Source organism: Bacillus cereus group sp. BfR-BA-01331 (assembly GCF_022663915.1).
GTDB classification, from domain to species: Bacteria; Bacillota; Bacilli; order Bacillales; family Bacillaceae_G; genus Bacillus_A; species Bacillus_A mycoides.
Genome location: NZ_JAKUGJ010000011.1, coordinates 65,994 through 86,955, shown reverse-complemented (window position 1 = coordinate 86,955; position 20,962 = coordinate 65,994). Strand labels below are relative to the sequence as shown.

Here is a 20,962-nt window from a genome sequence, read left to right as displayed (position 1 = left end):
TACCTCTAAAATGTTAAAGTAGTAACTTAACGATATTAATTTATACATGCTAAAAGCATTACTATAATCAACATTTCAGGAGGAAATACAATGGCAATGAGCAACAACGATATATTAAAAAGAGTAAGATACGCTTTAGATATAAGAGATATAGATATGGTAGAAATCTTTGAACTTGGCGGGATGGAAGTAACGAAAGAGGACGTACTTGATATGCTTACAAAAGTAAAGAGAAGTCCACAACATGAAGCGGAAGATGATGATGTAATCGAAGATGAGTACGTATTAACATGCGACATGATGATGCTAGAGGCATTTTTTAATGGATTTATTATTTTAAAAAGAGGGAAGCAAGATCCGAAACCAGGGCAACCGGCACCTGTACAGAGCAAGGAGAGTGCGAATAACCTTCTTCTAAAGAAAATGAAAATCGCACTATCTTTAACGACTGAGGATGTGCTTGATATATTAGATAGCGTAGGCGTTATCGTAACAAAAGGAGAGTTAGGCGCTCTATTAAGAAAAAAAGGCCATAAGCATTACAAAGTGTGCGGCGATAGATACGCAAGGAATTTCATTAAGGGATTAGGTGTAAAGTACAGAGGATAATAAGTTCAGTGAAACAGTAAATGATATAATAGATAGAGTAGGGCGTTTGTGTCCTATTCTTTTTTATTTGTAAAATAATACACTAGGTGATGAAATGGTACATACATATTTAGGTGAGACAATTAATTTTCATATAACTTATAAGAAGAAAAAGTCGGTGCGTCTTTTTGTAGATTCGTACGGAAATGTGGAAGTGCAGGCTCCAAAGGGAACACCTGTTGAATACTTAGTCCAATTGTTAGAGGAGAAATGGGACTGGATTCAGGCAACACGTAAAGAAATGCAGGATCGAGCGCTTGGTCCACAGGAAAAGGATTATGATCAAGGCGAGGGCTTTCTGTATTTAGGGAATACGTATCCGATACAGATTTCTCAAGATGCAAGTATTACGCAAGACAATGCAGTTTTTGAAGGGAATAAGCTACACATTTATGTGAATGAGCTTAAGGATGAGAAAATCCAGCAGGCTTTAAAACGATTTTACTATAAGCAGTGCAAGGCATTAGTAGAGAAGAGTATTAAAGCGTATCAAAGTAACTTTAAAACAAAACCGCGTTCTATTCGTATTACAGATAGTAGTCGTACGTGGGGAACTTGTGATTCGAATTTACAGTTAACATTCAATTGGAAGCTAGCAATGGCACCTCAGAGGGTAATTGATTATGTAGTTGTTCATGAAATGTGTCATATGGTTCATTTAAATCATGATCGCTCTTTTTGGCGTCTTGTCGGGAAGATAATGCCTGATTATAAGGAAATGGAAAACTGGTTAGCGTTATCGAGTTGGAAGATGACGGTTTAGTAATGGGGATTATATAGGTTGCGATTATTGTCAATCCTTGTCGGTAAGTCGATATGTTTCAAAAATCGCCGATATAATTGGGGTTACGGTCGATATATTCAAAAAATCGCTGATATAATTTCATTTACTATGGCATTGTTCACTAAGAAGAGAATAAAAAGGGATGTCGTCCATTCAAATTTTTTAAATAGGTGACATCCTCTTCTTTTTTCATATAGATTATCGTCCAAACTTCACAACGAAATCCCCATCTATTTTCTCCATCTTATATCCACGATACCCCTCTGAAAGTAACGCTTGCTTTTCACTAACATCACTCATCGGAACACTTTTAACATTCGTCCAAACTCTTTCTGTGTCCTTACGCAATTCCTTCACAAAAACATACCGCATACTACCGCCATACTTCTCCTTCAGTGCAGCAATTTCCATCCCTTGCGCAAACTTATCTTTTAAACTAGGGATGTTAAAAGGTGCAACGGTGCAGCAAACGTAATCGTATTTGCTGTCTTCTTTTTGTAATTCATCCATGATGATTGTGGCTAATATTTTTTGCATGCCATTTCCTCGGCAGTTCGGATGAACGTTTGAGATTTCTTGATAGATGACGCGGTGTAGCTGACTTTCTGGTAGACCAATATCAAGCCCTAAATGTTCATCGTCGATAGGAGGGACTAGTAGGGCACGAAATGCGATGAGCTCGTTTTGTATAAACGCACCGATCATCATGCCATTTCCTTCTAGAATGTATTGAAAATCTTCTAGCGAGAGTGGTTGTAAACGACCTTTATCTTCTAGCGCTTCAACTACAACGTTTTGTAATGATAAAATTTGTTCCATATGTTCTAAAGATAGTAATGTAACGTGAAATGGATCGTTGTTTTGTTTTAATTTTCCTTCGTAAAGAGTCGTCATGTGTTAGTCCTCCTTTAGCGTACAACGTCTTGAAAGACGGTTAATTCTTGTAATATATTTTCGTTTATTTCAATGCCGAGTCCCGGCTTTTCGTTTAAGCGAATAAATGGTACGTCGTAATGTAAGTTTCCGATGTCTTTCGTGAATTTTAATGGTCCTGTTAGTTCGACGCTAGTAATGATTTTTTTTGAGAAAGCGACATGGAATCCAGCGGAAGAGGCAACAGATGATTCAACCATGGATCCAACTTGGCATTCAATACCTGCCATTTCAGCTTGATGAGCGAGTTTTACAGCTGGATATATGCCGCCGCATTTCATTAGTTTTATATTCACTTTATCAGCTGCGTCTAATTTAATAATTTGGCGCATTTCACGAGAGCCTTTTAGTCCTTCATCAATCATAAGCGGAAGGTCTGTTTTAGAACGAATGTGAGCCATTGCGTCAATATCATCCGCTATAACAGGTTGTTCAATCCAGTCGATGTTTAAATGACCTAATGAACGAAGTGCTGTTAATGTGTTTGCGCTATTTTTCCAGCCTTGGTTTACATCAACACGAATCGCGATATCATTTCCTACACGTTCACGTACAGCTTCAATTCGTTTTACATCTTCTTTTACATTCGTGCCGACTTTCATTTTGAAAGATTGGTAACCTTTCTTAATCATGGAAGCCGCTTCTTCAGCCATATTTTCTGAATCGGCGATACTTAAGACGTGAGTGACAGGAAATTCTTCATGGTAGCGTCCTCCAATTAATTGATATACAGGTTGATTTAGTTTTTTACCCAGTATATCAAAACAAGCGATATCAATCGCAGCTTTCGCAGTAGGAATACCGTAAATTGTATTGTCCATCATATCGTGTATTTTTTCGATATTCATTGGATTTTTCCCAATTAGAGCAGGAGCTAGTGTATGTTTTAAAACATGGAAAGTACTTTCCCATGATTCACCTGTAACGTGATCATCAGCAACGCCTTCACCGTAACCGATAATACCTTCATCTGTTTCCATTTTGACGATAATAGAAGGCATATCAGAATAAGAACCATAACTAATAACAAACGGATCGCGAAGCGGTAAACGAATTGCGTAAAGGTGAATAGCTGTAATTTTCATTGAATAAAGACCCCTTCCTGTTTACAATGGTTTTGTACATTTGATATAGTTGACGTTAAATAGTCGTTAATTAATGATAAGGAGTTAGAGAAAATGATGATAAAAATTGCAGTTGTCGGTTCAAAAGAGTTTATGGAGAATCTTTTACCTATTGCTCATAAACTAGAAGAGATAGAGATTGATCCATATATTTACCTTCACCCGGCAGAATCTTCTGAACTATTAAAGCGTTTAAAACCTTGTGATGCTATTTTTTTCTCGGGTGCCCTACCTTATTATATGGCAAAAGAAATAAGAGAACAATTACCAATTCCAAGTGTATATTTGCAGCAAGACGAGACAACTGTCGCATCTTCACTCCTTTCTATAATATACCATCAAAGTATTCAACCTCATAAAATTTCAATTGATTTAGTAGATCGTTCGTTTATTAAAAATGTGTTCCATGATATCGGTCTGAAAGAAACTCCGCAAGTGATGGATTATGAAAATGTGTTATGGAGTAATGATGAAATTAAGAGAATCATTGATTTTCATTTAGCTAAATATCAATCAGGAGAGGCTGATTTAGCTTTAACTAGTATTCACGCTGTCTACGATGAACTTCAAAAAATAGGTATTCCTTCAGAGCGTATGATAGATCCAACGCAATCAATTATACATGGATTAAAAGATGCAAAAATAAAAGCTGAGTTAGCAAAAAGCCATTCAGCTACTGTTGGTGCTTGTATTATATCCTTTATAGAGTTACAAGAAAGATCGCTTGAACAATTAAATGTAATTTCAAAAGAATTACGTGGTTCATTTAAACAAGTTGATGAAATGACTTTTATTTTGTATACAACTCGTGGTGATATCGAATCGAGTACAAAAACAAATACGATAGATCGTTTATTTACGAATATAGAAGGAGCTGTATCTATTGGATTTGGTTACGGAAAAACAGTAAATGAAGCGGAACAAAATGCAAAAATCGCTCAAGGTTTCGCAAAAAATAATCCGATAGAACGCTGCTTTTATATACTAACAAGTGATAAGGAATTATTTGGTCCGTTCCCGAAAGAACAGAGAGTACAAAGTTTAAAAAACGATAATCCAGAATTAATGAAAATAGCGAAGGAAACGAAGCTTAGTCCTGCAAACTTGTCAAAAATTATTCAGTTTAGTCAATCGCATCCATCATTGAAATTTACAGCGGCGGATCTTTCTGAGTACTTACAAGTGACTAGGCGATCGACGGAAAGGCTGTTAAAGAAATTAGTTGATTACAGATATGCCAATATTTGCGGCGAGGAAATGCCCTATCAACAAGGGCGCCCTCGCGCAATATATGAGCTGAATTTACCATCGTATTCGTTTCAAAAATTTTAAGCTTCTAGTTGCGCTTTTTGTTTTTTCAATAGGTCTGCTTTTTCAATATCCGATAGCTTTGTAATTGTGAAGCCAGTTATACCATAAATGATTGAAATAATAGGTACGATGAAATTCAATATAGCATAAGGAGCATATTCGAATGCGCCTACACCAAGTGTTGCGAGTATAAATACACCACATGTATTCCAAGGTACGAAAACAGAAGTTAATGTTCCGCCATCTTCTAATGCTCTGGATAAATTTTTAGAATGTAGTCCTTTTTCTGTGTACGCATTTGCATACATTCTTGAAGGAACAACAATCGAAATATATTGTTCAGAGCAAGTAAGATTCGTTGCAAAGCAAGATGCGATAGTAGAAGCGATAAGTCCCTTTGCTGATGTTGCTAATTTCAAAATTTGATTTACAATTGAGCGAAGAATGCCAGTATGTTCTAGTACTCCTCCGAAAGTCATAGCGACAATTGTCATAGAAACTGTATTCATCATAGAGCTTAAGCCACCACGGTTAAATAGTTCGTCTACTAGCTTGTTTCCAGTGTCTATAACAAATCCACTTTGGAGTGCACCGACAGCTGATGAGACAGAACCACCTTGAATAAAGACTTGTGATAAGAATCCTAAAATAACACCTACGAGAATAGCTGGTATAGCAGGGACTTTTTTAGCGACCAATACCATAACAACTACTGGTATAATTAATAGAAAAGGTGAGATAACAAAGTTTTGTTGCAATACTTGTAACGTTTGATCGATGCTTTTTGAATCAATATTGTTATCGCCAAAGCTTCTTCCTAAGAACGCATAAACGATAAGAGTAATAATTAAACCTGGAATTGTAGTAAATAACATGTGACGAATATGTGTGAATAAATCTGTATTTGTTAATCCTGCGGCTAAGTTTGTCGTGTCTGAAAGCGGTGACATTTTATCGCCAAAATAAGAACCGGAAATTATAGCACCGGCAACCATTGGAGCTGGGATTCCCATACTTAGGCCAATTCCCATTCCAGCAACACCAATTGTTCCCATTGTAGACCAGGAGCTACCGATTGCTAATGCAACGATAGAACAAATAATTGTAATTGAAACTAAAAATAGTGATGGAGTTAAAAGTTTTAAGCCGTAATAAATCATAGTAGCGACGATTCCACCGCCAATCCAAGCACCGATCGTTAAACCTACTAGAATAATGATAACGATAGCGGGTAATGCAAGGCGAATTCCTTTATACATCGATTCTTCAATGTCATTCCATTTGTAACCGTATCGCCAAGCGACGATAGAAGCAACGGTTGTACCGATAATAAGTGGGACGTGAGGGCTTTGTTTTAATACAACAATTGTAACCATCATAACTGCAACTGTAATGATAATAGGGATTATTGCTATGCCAAAAGGTATTTCTCTTTTCATAAACTGCCTCCTCATTATGTATGTTTGTATTTTTAGAATTGTCGCAAAATAGACGTTTATTAAGTTATAATAACTAAAGATATATGCAAGCGTCAACAAAAAACAGAAAATAAGGAATGTTCTATCTGTATAAATATCTTTATAAAATGAGTAAATGTTGGTATTAATAGCATTTTAAAATAAATAATTGACTTTTTTCTTAAAATTCAATATGTTCATAAAAACATCTGTTTTTTCAGAAATATAATTAACTTTAATGGTTTGTAATTTGGGAAGGAGAATGAAAAGTTGAAAACATTAGAACTACAAGAGCGTTTAACTGAAATTTTTCAGCATTTACATGAAAACCCTGAAGTAAGTTGGAAGGAATATGAAACGACAGCTTATATTACTAACTTTCTAAAAGAAGAAGGAATTTCATATAAAATATTTGATGATTGCCCTGGCGTGATTGCTGAAATCGGAAGAGGGAATCCAGTTATCGCGATTCGTGCTGATATGGATGCACTATGGCAAGAAGTAGACGGAGAATTTAAAGCGAACCACTCATGCGGCCACGATGCTCATATGACAATTGTGATGGGCCTTATTTTACAATTGAAAAATATGAGATGGGATAGCGGTACTGTTAGATTTATTTTTCAGCCGGCAGAGGAAAAAGGAAATGGTTCCTTAAAGATGGTAGAGAAGGGCGCCGTGGATGATGCAGATTTCTTATTTGGTGTTCATTTAAGGCCAATTGAAGAACTGCCTTTGAAACAAGCTGCACCATCTATTCGTCACGGAGCTGCAGGATTTTTAGAAGGGATGATTCATGGAGATGATGCACACGGGGCACGCCCGCATCAAGGTATAAATGCAATTGATGTCATTTCGATGATCAATATTGGATTGAAAAATATATGGTTATCGCCGCAGACATCTTATTCTGTTAAGATGACGAGATGCCAAGCTGGTGGTGATAATCTAAATATTATTCCAGGTAACGGGCACTTTAGTTTAGATGTAAGAGCAGAAAATAACATATTACTAGATGAATTGAAGCGAAAAATAGAGCAAGTAATTCAGTCAGCTGAATCAATGGGATCTAAACTTTCTTATGAGTGGATCGATCTCGCACCAGGAGCTGAAGTGTCAGAAGAAGCTGAGCGTTTCATGCGGAAAGGCATTCTTGAAGTGTACGGGGAAGAGGGATGTACTGGACCACTGTATACGACAGGAAGCGATGATTTCCATTACTATACAGTGAAAAGACCCCATTTAAAAGCTGTCATGCTTGGACTAGGGGCGAACTTACAACCTGGATTACACCATCCGTATATGAAGTTTGATCATAGCTGTATAATGGATGGAGTAGAAATATTGAAACAAACTGTATTGAAAGTATTGGAGAACAGGGGCTAGATAGCTCCTGTTTTTTTGTAGGGATTTGTCGTTAAGTCGATATGTTCGATTTCGCGATAATATAATTTCACGTACCAATTAATTTGATAAAAATGAGCATTCAGTACGTGGTGTATAATAATAGTAATATTTCTTAATAGGAGCAAACGAATGAACGAACAATATTACGATGCTGTATTAAATATAAAAACTGTCGGAGAGCAAAAAGGATTTAATAAGTCTATGCATTATCACCGTTATGAACCGACGCCATATAGCGGATTAGATGAGTTATTGAATCAATATGAAATAACAAGTAGCGACCAGGTTGTAGACTTTGGATGCGGTAAAGGGAGATTAAATTTTTACATGCACCATAAGTGTGGTGCTTCGGCGGTTGGAATTGAAATGAATGAAGAGTTTTATAAAGAAGCAATGGAAAACCGTGAGCGTTATGCCAGGAAGGTAAAAAACAGTAAAGATAAAATTGGGTTTGAATGTTGTTTAGCACAGGAATATGAGATTGATCCACGTGATAACCGATTTTATTTCTTCAATCCATTTTCTGTACAAGTGTTTATGAACGTAGTAAATAACATTTTGCTTTCAGTGGAAGCGGTGGAGAGAGAAATTGATATTATTTTATACTACCCTTCTGAAGATTATATTTTCTTCTTGGAGAATCAGACTGCTTTTGAATTGAAGAGAGAGGTTAGATTGCCGGGTGCTTATGAGAAGAATGGGAATGAGAGATTTTTAGTTTATACATTAGGATTATAAAAAAAGCAGGTGCCAAGGCACCTGCTTTTTTAAAACTCACATCTATATAATTAGTTACGGATTAAGTAATCAAATGCACCTAAAGCTGCATTCGCACCTGAACCCATAGAGATGATGATTTGTTTGTACGGATTATTTGTACAGTCACCTGCACCAAACACTCCTGGTACGTTTGTAGCGCCGTGCTTGTCTGTTACGATTTCACCGCGAACGCGTTCAACTGTTTCGCCTAACCAGTCTGTGTTTGGCACGAGACCGATTTGAACGAATACACCTTGTAATTCAACATGGTGTACTTCTTCAGTTTCACGATCGATGTAAGAAATACCGTTTACTTTGTCAGTACCAGTAATTTCTTTCGTTTGAACGTTTTTCAGAACAGTTACGTTAGGTAAGCTGTTAAGACGTTCTTGTAATACAGCATCAGCTTTTAATTCTGGCATGAATTCAAGAACAGTTACGTGCTTAACAATACCTGCTAAGTCAATAGCTGCTTCAATACCAGAGTTACCACCGCCGATAACCGCTACATCTTTTCCGATGAATAATGGACCGTCACAGTGTGGGCAGTATGCTACACCTTTGTTTTTGAACTCAGCTTCACCCGGTACACCAACATTACGCCAGCGAGCACCTGTTGAAACGATTACGCTCTTACTTTTCAGAATAGCGCCGTTTTCAAGTTCCACTTCAATAAGTTCTTTTTTCTCTAAACGTTTCGCACGTTGTAGATTCATTACATCGATGTCGTATTCTTTTACGTGCTCTTCAAGACTTGCTACTAGCTTAGGACCTTCAGTGCGTTTTACGCTGATGAAGTTCTCAATACCCATAGTATCCATTACTTGACCACCGAAGCGCTCAGCAACGATACCAGTGCGGATGCCTTTACGTGCTGCATAAATTGCTGCACTTGCACCAGCTGGGCCGCCACCAACAACAAGAACATCGTATGGATCTTTATCAGAAAGCTCTGATGCATCTGGACCGTTACCCATTTTAGCTAAAATTTCTTCAAGTGTCATACGACCGCTTCCGAAAGATTCGCCATTTAGGTAAACAGTTGGTACTGCCATGATGTCTTTACTTTCTACTTCCTCTTTAAATGCAGCGCCATCAATCATAGTATGTGTAATACCAGAGTTTAGAACGCTCATCACGTTAAGAGCTTGTACAACATCAGGACAGTTATGACAACTTAGGCTGATATAAGATTCAAAATGATATTCGCCTTGAATGTTTTTGATTTGATCGATTAATTTTTGTTCAACTTTTGGAGCACGTCCACTAACTTGTAGTAAAGCTAACACTAATGAAGTAAATTCGTGTCCTAATGGAATACCAGCGAATACGACACCAGTGTCTTCACCAGGGCGATTTACGCTAAAGCTTGGTGTTCTCTCTAGTTCAACTTTTTCTACTGTAATCTTAGATGACATAGTAGCTAATTCATCTACTAGAGATAACATATCTTTAGATACGTTATCGTCTCCTGCGCTTACTTTAAGTAAAATATCGTTCTCCATTAACTGAAGGTATTGGGATAGTTGTGTTTTTATATCTGCATCTAGTATCATTTTGATCGAACTCCTTAGATTTTGCCTACAAGGTCAAGGCTTGGTTTAAGTGTTGCAGAACCCTCTTGCCATTTAGCTGGGCAAACTTCACCTGGGTTGTTACGTACGTATTGAGCTGCTTTAATTTTGTTAACAAGGATGCTTGCGTCACGGCCGATACCGTCAGCATTGATTTCCATAGATTGGATAACGCCGTCTGGATCGATGATGAATGTACCACGAGCAGCAAGACCTTCTTCTTCCATTAAAACGTTGAAGTTTGTAGTGATTGTGCGAGTTGGGTCACCAATCATAATGTATTCGATTTTGCCGATAGTTTCTGAGCTATCATGCCATGCTTTGTGAGTGAAGTGAGTGTCTGTAGATACAGAGTATACTTCAACGCCTAAGTCTTTTAGAGTTGCATATTGGTTTTGTAAGTCTTCAAGTTCAGTTGGACAAACGAATGTGAAGTCTGCTGGGTAGAAACAAACCACGCTCCATTTTCCTTTTAAACTTTCGTCAGTAACTTGGATAAATTCTCCATTATGGTAAGCATTAGCTTTAAACGGTTTTACTTCTGTGCCGATTAATAACATATTAAAATTCCTCCTAAAGGTTGGTTTTGAGCATCGGAAATTAGTTTGCTCATAAAATATATTTTTTAATTAACTATAATAATTCTAATTCGATATTAATTATCATATAGAATTGGTTATTTTGTCAAGAGAATAAACCAACTTTATATCAATTTAATTAATATTTATTCTCAATTGAGATGGTGAAGCAGTTTGGCAGTGATAGAATAGAAAATTTAGTTTTAAATGAGTCAGTATAATCAAAGGTGGAAGGTAGTTTAAATTTAAGTTTGAAACATATAGATGATAATTAAATATTTTGAGGAAAGATGTTTTAGTAGGTTATGTGTTTGAAAGGTAACTTCTTATTTTATTGTACAAAGAATTATGAGATAAATAAAACAAAATGAATCGAAATCTTTTTGAAAAATTGTTGTTATCTTAATTGTTCATTTATTTGACATATATCGAAGCGTAAACTGTTTAGCGGGGAGTTAAGGGAAAAGAAATGCTCACCCTCTTTTGTAAAATTAAAGTATAAAAAAAATTAAAAAATCCCCCTATCAAGCAATCTTACGCTTGATAGGGGGATTTTTTAATTCATTTTTAATGTGTGTAGGGCGTTATGTATATTGCTGTTCAGTGTTTCGAAAAATGTACGTAATTTAGAACTTAAATGATTGTTTTTATGGATAAATATTTTTTCAGCAACGAGTAGTTCGCCATGTATACCAAAACATTGCATGTGCACGGATATTTCTTCGTTATTTTCATGAATGGTTGGGAAAACGTAATGGAATGCTGAGCTTGGGATCATGTACTCTTTGATTGTATAAATGTCAGAATCGCAATTTGGTGTATGTTTTATATAAATTTTTACACTGTCTTTTGTGACGATAAATTCTAACATGGTGCATTTTATAAGGTTAGGATCGAAATCATTGGATTCTTGTAAATATAAATTAAAATTCGTCCTGTCGGAAATGGATTCAATGTTTGTAAGCATAATGTCTTGTTTAGTGTGAATATTCATTTTGTTCTCCTTGTATGTAGATAGTAAGAAAATATTTTTATGAAATGGGATAATACTTTAAATGTTATTTATTTCTATTCATTAATGTATCAAACGTTTCTCTCAAAAATCTCTCAAGGGATTTGTTATAAAAAAGAAACCTGTTTCAGCTTAGAAACAGGTTTCTTAAAGTTGTATATTTTGAAGTTTGTAAGCCCATAAATATCCTTTGGACTCTAATAATAGTTCATCAGTATTGTATCTTTCTATAAATTGAACTGTGTGGTTAATCTGTATTCCATAACCATCAGTTGTACGCTCAATTTTGAGAGGGATATTTAGCTCGCTAAATAGTTGCCGTATTCGATAAATAGTATTATACAAATTTGCTAATGCACGTTTTTCATCTATGTTAGGCCAAATATCATCAAGGATCTGCCATTTTGAAACAGTTTTTTCTTTATGGAGAAGGAAGTAATAAAAAAGCTCTTCAGTAACACGGGTAGGCCACTTTAGTGATTGATGGTCTTTTTTTATAAAGGCATTACCGTACAGTTGTACTTGAAGGGTATTTGAAATTTTTTGTTGATTTGGAACACCGTAATATTTTTTTAGACGGTAATCTAAATCTTGTACAGCACTAGGTGTTAACGGTTTTAATATATAATCGAGAGCTTGTACCCGAAAAGCTTCTAAAGCATAGTTGGGATAAGCGGTAGAAAAAATAATTGGAACATCAATACCGTCATCTACTAATTTCTTAGCAAGTTCAATTCCTGTCATTTTAGGCATTTCAATATCTAGTAAAATAGCGTCTAATGTATAATGCGGAAGCATTTTTATTGCCTCTAATGGTGACTGGAAAGTATCAATAATTTGAAATCTGCCATGTTTTGTTAATAAATGATTATGTAAATCTAAAATAGGCTTTTCATCCTCTATTATTACTATTCGCCACACTATGTTCTCTCCTTTAATGGAATCGTTACATTAATAGTTGTTCCTTTATTTTCAATAGAATAAATCTCTACAGTTCCATTGGAAAACTTTCGAACACGACGTAAAACATTGGAAAATCCAATTCCTTGGTTCTGAAGAGTCCCATTTAACAAATTGTGTATGGTTGTTTCTGACATCCCAATACCGTTATCTATTACTTGTATAAATAAAATTTCTTTTATTTGTTTTATATTAATTTGTACATGACCGTTTCCTTCTTTCTCAAATAGACCGTGGCGTATTGCATTTTCCACAAGTGGTTGTACGAGTAAATTAGGTATATATATTTCATCTAAAGATTCAATAATGTCAACTTCATATGAAAAAGAAAGACGTTCGCCAAATCGTGCCTTTTCAATTTCTACATATGCTTGAATGATAGAAATTTCTTTTTGTAATGTAGAGTAATTTGTTTCGTTTCCAGATTCAAATATATAGCGTAAGTAAGAGCTTAGCATCGTTAGGAGATGTGCAGCACGTTCGCTATCTGTATAACAAAATGAAATAATATTACTCATTGCATTATATAAGAAGTGTGGTTTAATTTGTGCCTGTAGAAAGGCCATTTCATTTTCAAATGCTTGCAGTATCGCTTCTTTTGTTTGGAAAATAGTATGTAATCTAGCTAATAGCAATTGTTTTGTACAAGGTTTGACTAAGTAATCAGTTATTCCACTTGCAAATAAATGATCTACATGCGTTGGATAATCTTTTGAACTTAACATTAGAATAGGTAATTCTAATACTGATGTTTTTTGGCGTATGTGTTTAGCTAGTTCGACCCCTCCAATCTCAGGAAGAGTTTCATCTATGATAAGAAGCGCGAAATCTTTCGTGTTCTCTAACAAGAAAATAGCTTCTTGAGCTGAATGGACAGTGGTAATATTGTATTTTTCTGCTAGTAAAGATTTTAGCACCTCTGTATGTATGACATCATCATCTACAATTAAAATTTTTGGCTGGTGACTAGTATTTACTTGAGAAACTTCTTTAAAATCATGTTGTTTCTGTAAAATAGTATGTATTTCTTTATATTCATAAAAAGGAACTTGTATTTTAAATAGGATAGAAGTTTTATAGTAATCTACTTGTAAATGTCCATCCATACGTTCTAGCAGTTCTTTACTTATTAATAAACCAATTTCAGTACGAGTATCCTCATAAGTAACAATAGAATTGCTAGTAGCTTTAAAGGTTAAATGAATATTTTCTCCTATATGCTGAGCATCAATAATAATTTTCCCATCTATTGCATAGTAACAACATTCTTCTAAAATACGATAAAGAACTTGTGTTAATCGATCTTCGTCTACTAGTCCGTGTAAATTATTTGGTACATATTCTTGATATGTAATATGTTTTCTTGAGAGAGCTAGTTCCATTAATTTATAAACATGATTCAGAACCATTTTTATATTTGTTGATCTTGCTGCAAAAGAATAATCATGAAATTTAATTTTTGTGAAATCTTGTAGATCATTAGTAAGGTATAGTAAACGCTCTGTAAGTTGTTCTAATAAATGTAGCTCATTTGAATGCTTCTCTTTTTTATCATTAGCTTTTACAGATTTAATTAAATTAATTGCATGGTATAAAGGGTCTTTTAATTCTTGTGTCGTTACTTTTAAAAAAGAATCTTTTGTTAAATGAATAGCTTCTAATTTTTTTGATAAGTGCTCGGCCTCCTCGGTACGATTAATAAAACGTGTTCCTAAAAAAACATTCATCATGATAATGAACCCTAGTAGCCCAAAGCGGTTAAATATATTACGACCTGATGCAAAAAGTTGTTCGAGTGTACCGCTAAAAAGAAACATAAATAGAGTAAGTAACATCAGGGTGAAAATTAAAATTTCGTTTTTACTAATAATCCACCTTTTTTGTACGATGAGCTGAGTCATTCTTAGGATAATCCACAACAACATTATATTCATATAAAAAAAGAATGGTGTTTGTAGATTTGAGAGCGACCGAGCTGGAAATAAGATGATTCCTACGCTATAAATAGCGAAAGGTGAAAATAATAAAAGCAGTTGTTTTTTATTTATAATAGTCGGCATAGTTTTTGAAATGAAAAATGGTAATAAAATGGCACTAAAAAATGTAATAGAGTCCTGTAATCGAAAATAAAATTCAAAAGGGATATTAGGAACAGCACGAAGTAATATACGTTCTCCACGTGTCATAACAATTAGTGCTAGGCTTAGGAAATAACAACCGCTATAAAAAAAGCCATCATCTTTTTTACGTAACAAAAAGATAGTAAGATGGAAAATACTAAAAACTAATAATATGGAAACAGCTGTCCATTCGATATTTGTATCTTCTGCTACGTCTTCTTGCATCGCTTTAGCATCACCGAAATCGATTGGAAAAATAATACCTCCGCGTACATTGTAAAAATTTGAAACGTGAATTGTTATGAGTAACTCTTTTGTTTTCGGCTTTAAATAAATTTCATATGATGGATTTTCAGGTTTTGTAGATTCTTTTGATTTTCCAATCTGACCTATTTCAGAAACTTTTTCGCCGTTTACATAAATGGTATGGGCGGACCAAATGTTTCGAATTCGAAAACCAACTTCAGAAAAATGCTTAGGTAGCTCGATCTTTAATTGGTACGAACCGTATTGTGCTTTGGATTCCCACTGTCCAGGCACAAGTTGATTTGGAGCTTTTTCTTGAAAGTGGTTCAAAACCACAAATTCATTTGGGGTGAATTTCCATTCGCCTGCTAAAGATAATATTTTCGCATTTGAAGGAAGGTCACTTAAGTTGATTGTCCCATTTTGTGCACGTTTTTGAATGAGATTTGTATCACTATCTCGAAAGTTAATATGTATCATTAAAAACATCATCATAGTGATGAGAAGCCAACCAATGGCTTGTTTCCACATGGAGTAATCACCTCTTCTTCAATAATATATAATAAAATTTCCAATATTTAAATTGTATATATTAAATATAAAGATTTAATGTATTTGCATGTTATGGAATCCGTGGTTTTTAACGACTTATCCTGTAATGTGCAGGAAATAATGTTCTAACTGAAAGCTCAAAGGTAAAGAAAGGGGTTAGATGAATACAGCTATTGTAAGTATTGGAGTGGTGCAAACGAATCATCAGTTGGACTGGAATTTCCCTTTATTTAGAGAAGAAAAACTAAGAAAATAGAAGCATTGACTCCCATTTTTAACAAGATATAATAAAACCTAGATATATCTTTCAAAAAGAAGAAGATATAATATAGGGTGAAAAAATTTAACTTATTATTTTTTATAGCTTTTAGAAAACGTTTACATTTGGTATGGAGGGGAAACCATGTCTAAGTTCACGAAGTATTTTTTAATGGAAGCTAAAGATGTGATTGCATATGTGCAAGAGAAATTACCTAAGTTCGAGCATGCGAAGGGGCTAAAATGTAAAGAAATAGGTGAGGGTAATTTAAATTATGTGTTCCGCGTTTGTGATGAACAGAAGAGCATTTCTGTCATTGTAAAACAAGCTGGGGATACAGCGCGTATTTCAGATGAGTTTAAGTTGTCGACGAATCGAATCCGTATAGAATCAGATGTTTTACGATTAGAAGGAGAATTAGCACCTGGACTCGTGCCAAATGTATATTTGTTCGATAGTGTGATGAATTGTTGCATGATGGAAGATTTATCAGATCACACAATATTGCGTACAGCACTCATAAATCATCAAATGTTTCCGAGGCTTGCTGATGATTTAACTACTTTTATGGTAAATACCCTTCTATTAACATCAGATGTTGTAATGAATCATAAAGAGAAGAAGGAACTCGTGAAGAATTATATAAATCCTGAGTTATGTGAGATTACAGAGGACCTCGTATATTCAGAGCCATTTACAAATCATAATAAACGCAACGAATTGTTTCAATTAAACGAAGGATGGATTAGAGAGCTTATTTATAGTGATAAAGAGCTTCGTATGGAAGTAGCAAAACTTAAGTTTTCTTTTATGACGAATGCACAAGCGCTGCTTCACGGTGATTTACATACTGGTTCTGTTTTTGTAAAAAGTGATTCTACAAAGGTTATTGATCCTGAATTTGCTTTTTATGGACCTATGGGATATGACGTTGGGAATATAATGGCGAATTTAATGTTTGCATGGGTGAATGCAGATGCAGTGATGCAATCTAGTATTGAGAAAGATACATATATGAACTGGATAGAATCTACCATGATAGATGTAATTGATTTATTTAAGAAGAAGTTTTTAGATGCTTGGGATATTCATGTAACAGAGATTATGGCGAAGGAAGAAGGTTTTAACCAAGTTTATTTACAATCTGTATTAGAGGATACAGCTGCAGTGACGGGTCTTGAGTTAATTCGTCGTATTGTTGGTCTAGCGAAGGTGAAGGATATGACTTGTATTGAGAATGATGCAGCGCGTGCTAGAGCGGAGCGAATTTGTCTTCAGGCAGCGAAGAAGTTTATTTTACAAGCGAATCAATATAAAACAGGTAGTAGCTTTGTAGAAACGTTAAAAAAACAGTCAATGCATAGTGCGAAATAAGGGGAGAAGATGATGGCAGAGCAATTAATACCAATTCAGTGGAAAGATGATGCTTTAGTGTTATTGGATCAAACGGTATTACCGAACGAAATAGTCTATGAATCTTTTAAAACGGCTGAGGGTGTGTGGGATGCGATTCAAGTAATGAAAGTACGAGGAGCGCCGGCAATAGGTGTTTCAGCAGCCTACGGTGTGTATTTAGGAGTAAAGGAAGTTGCGGAAAGTTCGGCGGAAGAATTCATAGCGGAAGTAAAAAAGGTATGTGCATACTTAGCGACATCAAGACCGACGGCAGTAAATTTATTTTGGGCGCTTGAAAGAATGGAAAGTGTCGCGAAAGAGAATGCTCACTTATCAATTGCGCAGTTGAAAGATAGATTATTAGAAGAAGCAAAAGAGATTCATAGAGAAGATGAAGAAATTAACCGTCAAATTGGAGAACATGCATTAACATTATTCCATGATGGCATGGGGGTATTAACGCATTGTAATGCAGGTGCGTTAGCAACGACTAAGTATGGTACTGCGACAGCTCCAATGTACTTAGCGAAAGAAAAAGGATGGGACTTAAAAATCTATTCAGATGAAACACGTCCTAGATTACAAGGTTCAACGTTAACAGCATTAGAACTACAGCGAGCGGGAATCGATGTAACGGTCATTACAGATAATATGGCAGCAATGGTCATGTCACAAGGGAAAATCGATGCGGTAATCGTTGGATGTGACCGCGTAGCAGCAAATGGGGATGTAGCAAATAAAATTGGAACATTAGGCGTATCTATTTTAGCTAAATACTACAACATTCCGTTTTATGTAGCAGCACCAACGCCGACAATTGATTTGAAAACACTGACAGGAAAAGAAATTCCAATTGAAGAAAGGGATGCTTCTGAAGTAATCAATCGTTTCGGACAATACTCTGCTCCGCAAGAAAGTAAAGTATACAATCCGGCATTTGATGTCACGCCATATGAAAATGTAACAGCGATTATTACGGAAAAAGGGATTGTGGAAGCACCGTTTACGGAGAACTTAAAAAAGCTATTTTAGTAAGTAGATATATAGTCAGTCATCATAAGCTTCATACTTAGGGGGATGTATATGTTATTACAAAACGAAAGAGAAGAAGTTGTAGCGTACGGAAAGAAAATGATTTCTAGTGGTTTAACAAAGGGGACTGGCGGTAATATTAGTATTTTCAATCGTGAACAAGGTCTTGTTGCAATTAGCCCAAGTGGTCTAGATTATTATGAAACGACGCCTGAAGATGTAGTTATATTGAATTTAGATGGTGAAGTGATAGAAGGAGAGAGAAAACCATCAAGCGAATTAGATATGCACCTTATCTATTATAGAAATCGTGAAGATATAAATGCGCTTGTACATACACATTCTCCTTATGCGAAGACAATCGCATCATTAGGATGGGAACTTCCTGCTGTATCATATTTAATTGCTTTTGCAGGTCCGAATGTTCGCTGTGCACCATATGAAACATTTGGTACGAAGCAATTAGCAGAGGCTGCTTTGGAAGGAATGATTGATCGTCGTGCAGTTTTACTTGCGAATCATGGTTTAATGGCTGGTGCAAATAATATAAAAATGGCGTTTACTATTGCAGAAGAAATAGAGTTTTGTGCTCAAATTTATTATCAAACGAAAAGTGTCGGAGAACCGAAATTACTGCCAGAAGACGAGATGGAGAATTTGTCGAAGAAGTTTGAAGGGTATGGACAGCAGTAGAATGAAATGAAAACACCCTCAAGAAAAAATCTTGAGGGTGTTTCTTACACTTTCTTGAGCAACAAATACATAAAGTAAGGTGCACCAATTAAAGCAACGACAATACCAGCTGGAATACCGCTAGGTTCGACGATATTTCGTCCAATTGTATCCGCTAGTAGTAATAACCATCCGCCGATTAAAACGGCGATAGGGATGAATATTTGATGCCTTGGACCTACTAAAGATTTGGCGATGTGAGGAGCCATAAGTCCGATAAAGCTAATGCCTCCTGTTACGGAAACAGCAGCGGCAGCAAGTGCAACGGCTGCGATTAATAAGTATCTTCGTTCTTTTTCAATTTCAATTCCAACACCGATTGCTACTGGTTCGTTTAATGCTAGTATATTTAATCGATTTGCTTTATAGAAGACAAATGGGATTAATACGATTAGCCATGGAAGCATTGCTAAAACAAATGTCCAGTCATCTCCCCAAATGTTTCCGGCAATCCATTTAGCGATAAAGTCTACTTTCATACGATCTGCAGATGAAATAAGTACAATCATCGCGCCAGATAGTGCAAAGGAAAAACCGATGCCGGTTAATGTTAATCTTATTGGCTGAAGGCCTGTGGATTTGCTATATGAAAATACGTAAATTAGAACAGCTGTTAGAAACGCACCGATAAATCCAACGACTGGTAGTAGGTAAAGAAATGAACCTACGTCTATCGGGAAGTATAGAAAGAAAACAGAAACTGCAACACCAGCACCAGCGTTAATGCCGAGAATACCAGGTTCAGCTAAATCGTTTCGGGTAATACCTTGTAATATAGCACCTGATAAAGCGAGTGCCATACCGGCTAATAATGTAATGACGATTCTAGGTAGCCTTAAAGAATATAAAACGAATTCTTCTTTAAATGTACCTTGTCCCATAAGTGTTGGGATTAATCTGTCATAGGAGAGAGCGGCAGAACCGAGTCCCATTCCAATTACAATTGTTGTGATGGTAAGTATGAGTAATGCAAGTATGATAAGGCGTTGTTTCTTTAGAATAGATTGCATCATGAGAAAGTTCTTCCTCCTTTACGTACAATAAATAGGAAGAATGGTAATCCTACAATTGCGACGATTGCAGCAACTGGTGTTTCATATGGAGCGTTAATTGTACGTCCGATTGTGTCTGCGAGCAGCATAAAAGAAGCACCAGCAATCGCTGACATCGGTATAACAAAACGGTAATCTGGTCCAACGATTGGACGAACCATATGGGGTACCATAAGGCCGATAAATGCCATGTTTCCGACAAGTGCTACAGAAGCACCAGCAAGTAAGATAATAATGATAAATAAAATCGTTTTAATAACGATTATTTTTTGACCGAGTCCAACGGCAACTTCTTCACTGAAACTAAGAACTGTTAATTTCTTTGCAAGTAAGATAGCGATAAATATACTTATTGAAATAACCGGAATAATAATTTTTAATTGGCTCCAACTCGTTCCAATTACGCCCCCAGCCGTCCACATTGATACATCTTGTGAAATTTTAAAGTAAATGCCAACACCTTCTGAGATTGCAAGTAGAAATGCTGAAACAGCAGCACCAGCTAATACAATTCGAAGAGGAGAAAGTCCGCCCTTTTTCACCATGCCAATTCCAAATACCATAATAGCGCCAATTGCAGCACCGATAAAGCAAGCTAGTGTTAAGTAAAGGTAGCTTATAGAAGGATTGAAGGCAAGTGTTAGTGCAAGTGCAGCATTTGCGCCACCAGTTAGGCCAAGTAATCCAGGATCGGCAAGTGGGTTTCGCGTTAATCCTTGCATAATTGCACCAGAAACAGCGAGTCCAGCTCCTACAAAAATAGCAGCAACTTCACGTGGTAAACGTATTTCACGAAGGATGGATAGCTTATCTCCTTTAGCAGAGGAAGTAAGTGCTAACCATACGTCTTTTATAGAAGTATCTGCAGCGCCTAACACCATTGCAAACATAAAAATAAGAAAGAATGCAATGATACTCAAAATTAATTTGTATGTAAAAGCGTTGGAACGTAGGTTGTCTTGCTCTTTTTTCATCAGTTTCACATCTTTTCTTTTCATAGAATAAAGGAAGAGGAATTCTTAAATTA

Annotated in this window: 18 protein-coding genes; 8 read left to right on the top strand and 10 right to left on the bottom strand. The window is 35.8% G+C overall.

The window, feature by feature from the left end:
• Positions 1 to 90 precede the first annotated feature (90 nt).
• Together MR155_RS19755 and MR155_RS19750 are read left to right on the top strand one after the other, a co-directional pair.
• The gene (locus MR155_RS19755) at positions 91 to 609 is read left to right on the top strand and encodes a YehS family protein (RefSeq protein WP_242310895.1); all 519 of its coding nucleotides are present in this window, start codon (positions 91 to 93) and stop codon (positions 607 to 609) included.
• Between the two features lie 94 nt (positions 610 to 703).
• Positions 704 to 1,411: a M48 family metallopeptidase gene (locus MR155_RS19750; RefSeq protein ID WP_242310894.1), complete on the top strand. Its 708-nt coding sequence runs from the start codon at positions 704 to 706 to the stop codon at positions 1,409 to 1,411.
• A gap of 219 nt (positions 1,412 to 1,630) precedes the next feature.
• On the opposite strand, the gene MR155_RS19745 is transcribed toward MR155_RS19750, so the two are convergent.
• Both MR155_RS19745 and MR155_RS19740 read right to left on the bottom strand, forming a co-directional pair.
• Positions 1,631 to 2,326, bottom strand: coding sequence for a GNAT family N-acetyltransferase (locus tag MR155_RS19745; RefSeq protein ID WP_242310893.1), 696 nt, complete (start codon positions 2,324 to 2,326; stop codon positions 1,631 to 1,633).
• A gap of 14 nt (positions 2,327 to 2,340) precedes the next feature.
• Entirely contained in the window at positions 2,341 to 3,450 is a 1,110-nt protein-coding gene (locus MR155_RS19740) for a mandelate racemase/muconate lactonizing enzyme family protein (protein WP_242310892.1), read from the bottom strand.
• A 93-nt stretch (positions 3,451 to 3,543) separates the two neighbouring features.
• Between MR155_RS19740 and MR155_RS19735 the strand changes: the two genes are divergently transcribed.
• On the top strand, positions 3,544 to 4,821 hold the full coding sequence (locus MR155_RS19735) for a transcriptional regulator (protein ID WP_242310891.1): 1,278 nt from the start codon (positions 3,544 to 3,546) through the stop codon (positions 4,819 to 4,821).
• On the opposite strand, the gene nhaC is transcribed toward MR155_RS19735, so the two are convergent.
• Positions 4,818 to 6,239, bottom strand: a complete 1,422-nt coding sequence (gene nhaC, locus MR155_RS19730; RefSeq protein WP_016093442.1) for a Na+/H+ antiporter NhaC — start codon at positions 6,237 to 6,239, stop codon at positions 4,818 to 4,820. The genes MR155_RS19735 and nhaC overlap by 4 nt on opposite strands.
• 288 nt (positions 6,240 to 6,527) lie before the next feature.
• On the opposite strand from nhaC, the gene MR155_RS19725 reads away from it, so the two are divergent.
• Together MR155_RS19725 and MR155_RS19720 are read left to right on the top strand one after the other, a co-directional pair.
• A complete protein-coding gene (locus MR155_RS19725; RefSeq protein ID WP_242310890.1) occupies positions 6,528 to 7,643 on the top strand; it encodes a M20 peptidase aminoacylase family protein in 1,116 nt (371 codons plus the stop codon).
• A gap of 150 nt (positions 7,644 to 7,793) precedes the next feature.
• Positions 7,794 to 8,402: an SAM-dependent methyltransferase gene (locus MR155_RS19720; RefSeq protein WP_242310889.1), complete on the top strand. Its 609-nt coding sequence runs from the start codon at positions 7,794 to 7,796 to the stop codon at positions 8,400 to 8,402.
• A gap of 50 nt (positions 8,403 to 8,452) precedes the next feature.
• On the opposite strand, the gene ahpF is transcribed toward MR155_RS19720, so the two are convergent.
• The 5 genes from ahpF to MR155_RS19695 form a co-directional block, all read right to left on the bottom strand.
• Positions 8,453 to 9,979, bottom strand: coding sequence for an alkyl hydroperoxide reductase subunit F (ahpF, locus tag MR155_RS19715; RefSeq protein ID WP_002124933.1), 1,527 nt, complete (start codon positions 9,977 to 9,979; stop codon positions 8,453 to 8,455).
• Positions 9,980 to 9,993: 14 nt separating this feature from the next.
• Entirely contained in the window at positions 9,994 to 10,557 is a 564-nt protein-coding gene (gene ahpC / locus MR155_RS19710) for an alkyl hydroperoxide reductase subunit C (RefSeq protein WP_000924420.1), read from the bottom strand.
• Positions 10,558 to 11,131: 574 nt separating this feature from the next.
• A complete protein-coding gene (locus tag MR155_RS19705; protein WP_002139442.1) occupies positions 11,132 to 11,569 on the bottom strand; it encodes a DUF3978 family protein in 438 nt (145 codons plus the stop codon).
• Between the two features lie 165 nt (positions 11,570 to 11,734).
• A complete protein-coding gene (locus tag MR155_RS19700; RefSeq protein WP_242310888.1) occupies positions 11,735 to 12,508 on the bottom strand; it encodes a response regulator in 774 nt (257 codons plus the stop codon).
• Positions 12,508 to 15,444 carry a histidine kinase gene (locus MR155_RS19695; protein ID WP_242310887.1) on the bottom strand — a complete coding sequence of 979 codons (2,937 nt, stop codon included), beginning with the start codon at positions 15,442 to 15,444 and terminating at the stop codon, positions 12,508 to 12,510. Before MR155_RS19695 ends, MR155_RS19700 begins: the two co-directional genes overlap by 1 nt.
• Before the next feature lie 424 nt (positions 15,445 to 15,868).
• On the opposite strand from MR155_RS19695, the gene mtnK reads away from it, so the two are divergent.
• Genes mtnK through MR155_RS19680 form a run of 3 tightly spaced genes read left to right on the top strand, consistent with a single transcriptional unit; the run spans position 15,869 to position 18,844 of the window.
• Entirely contained in the window at positions 15,869 to 17,098 is a 1,230-nt protein-coding gene (gene mtnK, locus MR155_RS19690; RefSeq protein WP_242310886.1) for an S-methyl-5-thioribose kinase, read from the top strand.
• A 12-nt stretch (positions 17,099 to 17,110) separates the two neighbouring features.
• Positions 17,111 to 18,151, top strand: a complete 1,041-nt coding sequence (gene mtnA, locus MR155_RS19685) for an S-methyl-5-thioribose-1-phosphate isomerase (RefSeq protein WP_219300426.1) — start codon at positions 17,111 to 17,113, stop codon at positions 18,149 to 18,151.
• 51 nt (positions 18,152 to 18,202) lie between these two features.
• Positions 18,203 to 18,844, top strand: a complete 642-nt coding sequence (locus MR155_RS19680; RefSeq protein ID WP_219300424.1) for an L-fuculose-phosphate aldolase — start codon at positions 18,203 to 18,205, stop codon at positions 18,842 to 18,844.
• Positions 18,845 to 18,888: 44 nt separating this feature from the next.
• Here the strand turns inward: MR155_RS19680 and MR155_RS19675 are convergent, their stop codons facing one another.
• Both MR155_RS19675 and MR155_RS19670 read right to left on the bottom strand, forming a co-directional pair.
• Entirely contained in the window at positions 18,889 to 19,896 is a 1,008-nt protein-coding gene (locus MR155_RS19675) for a FecCD family ABC transporter permease (protein WP_044444293.1), read from the bottom strand.
• Positions 19,893 to 20,933, bottom strand: a complete 1,041-nt coding sequence (locus tag MR155_RS19670; protein WP_002139451.1) for a FecCD family ABC transporter permease — start codon at positions 20,931 to 20,933, stop codon at positions 19,893 to 19,895. Before MR155_RS19670 ends, MR155_RS19675 begins: the two co-directional genes overlap by 4 nt.
• Positions 20,934 to 20,962 lie beyond the last annotated feature (29 nt).

Coding starts and splice junctions, on each gene's coding strand:
- ahpF (WP_002124933.1), bottom strand. CDS start 9,979: ATGATACTAGATGCAGATATAAAAACACAACTATCCCAATACCTTCAG.
- MR155_RS19705 (WP_002139442.1), bottom strand. CDS start 11,569: ATGAATATTCACACTAAACAAGACATTATGCTTACAAACATTGAATCC.
- MR155_RS19755 (WP_242310895.1), top strand. CDS start 91: ATGGCAATGAGCAACAACGATATATTAAAAAGAGTAAGATACGCTTTA.
- mtnA (WP_219300426.1), top strand. CDS start 17,111: ATGGCAGAGCAATTAATACCAATTCAGTGGAAAGATGATGCTTTAGTG.
- MR155_RS19740 (WP_242310892.1), bottom strand. CDS start 3,450: ATGAAAATTACAGCTATTCACCTTTACGCAATTCGTTTACCGCTTCGC.
- mtnK (WP_242310886.1), top strand. CDS start 15,869: ATGTCTAAGTTCACGAAGTATTTTTTAATGGAAGCTAAAGATGTGATT.
- MR155_RS19745 (WP_242310893.1), bottom strand. CDS start 2,326: ATGACGACTCTTTACGAAGGAAAATTAAAACAAAACAACGATCCATTT.
- nhaC (WP_016093442.1), bottom strand. CDS start 6,239: ATGAAAAGAGAAATACCTTTTGGCATAGCAATAATCCCTATTATCATT.
- MR155_RS19720 (WP_242310889.1), top strand. CDS start 7,794: ATGAACGAACAATATTACGATGCTGTATTAAATATAAAAACTGTCGGA.
- MR155_RS19675 (WP_044444293.1), bottom strand. CDS start 19,896: ATGATGCAATCTATTCTAAAGAAACAACGCCTTATCATACTTGCATTA.
- MR155_RS19735 (WP_242310891.1), top strand. CDS start 3,544: ATGATGATAAAAATTGCAGTTGTCGGTTCAAAAGAGTTTATGGAGAAT.
- MR155_RS19750 (WP_242310894.1), top strand. CDS start 704: ATGGTACATACATATTTAGGTGAGACAATTAATTTTCATATAACTTAT.
- MR155_RS19695 (WP_242310887.1), bottom strand. CDS start 15,444: ATGTGGAAACAAGCCATTGGTTGGCTTCTCATCACTATGATGATGTTT.
- MR155_RS19670 (WP_002139451.1), bottom strand. CDS start 20,933: ATGAAAAGAAAAGATGTGAAACTGATGAAAAAAGAGCAAGACAACCTA.
- MR155_RS19680 (WP_219300424.1), top strand. CDS start 18,203: ATGTTATTACAAAACGAAAGAGAAGAAGTTGTAGCGTACGGAAAGAAA.
- ahpC (WP_000924420.1), bottom strand. CDS start 10,557: ATGTTATTAATCGGCACAGAAGTAAAACCGTTTAAAGCTAATGCTTAC.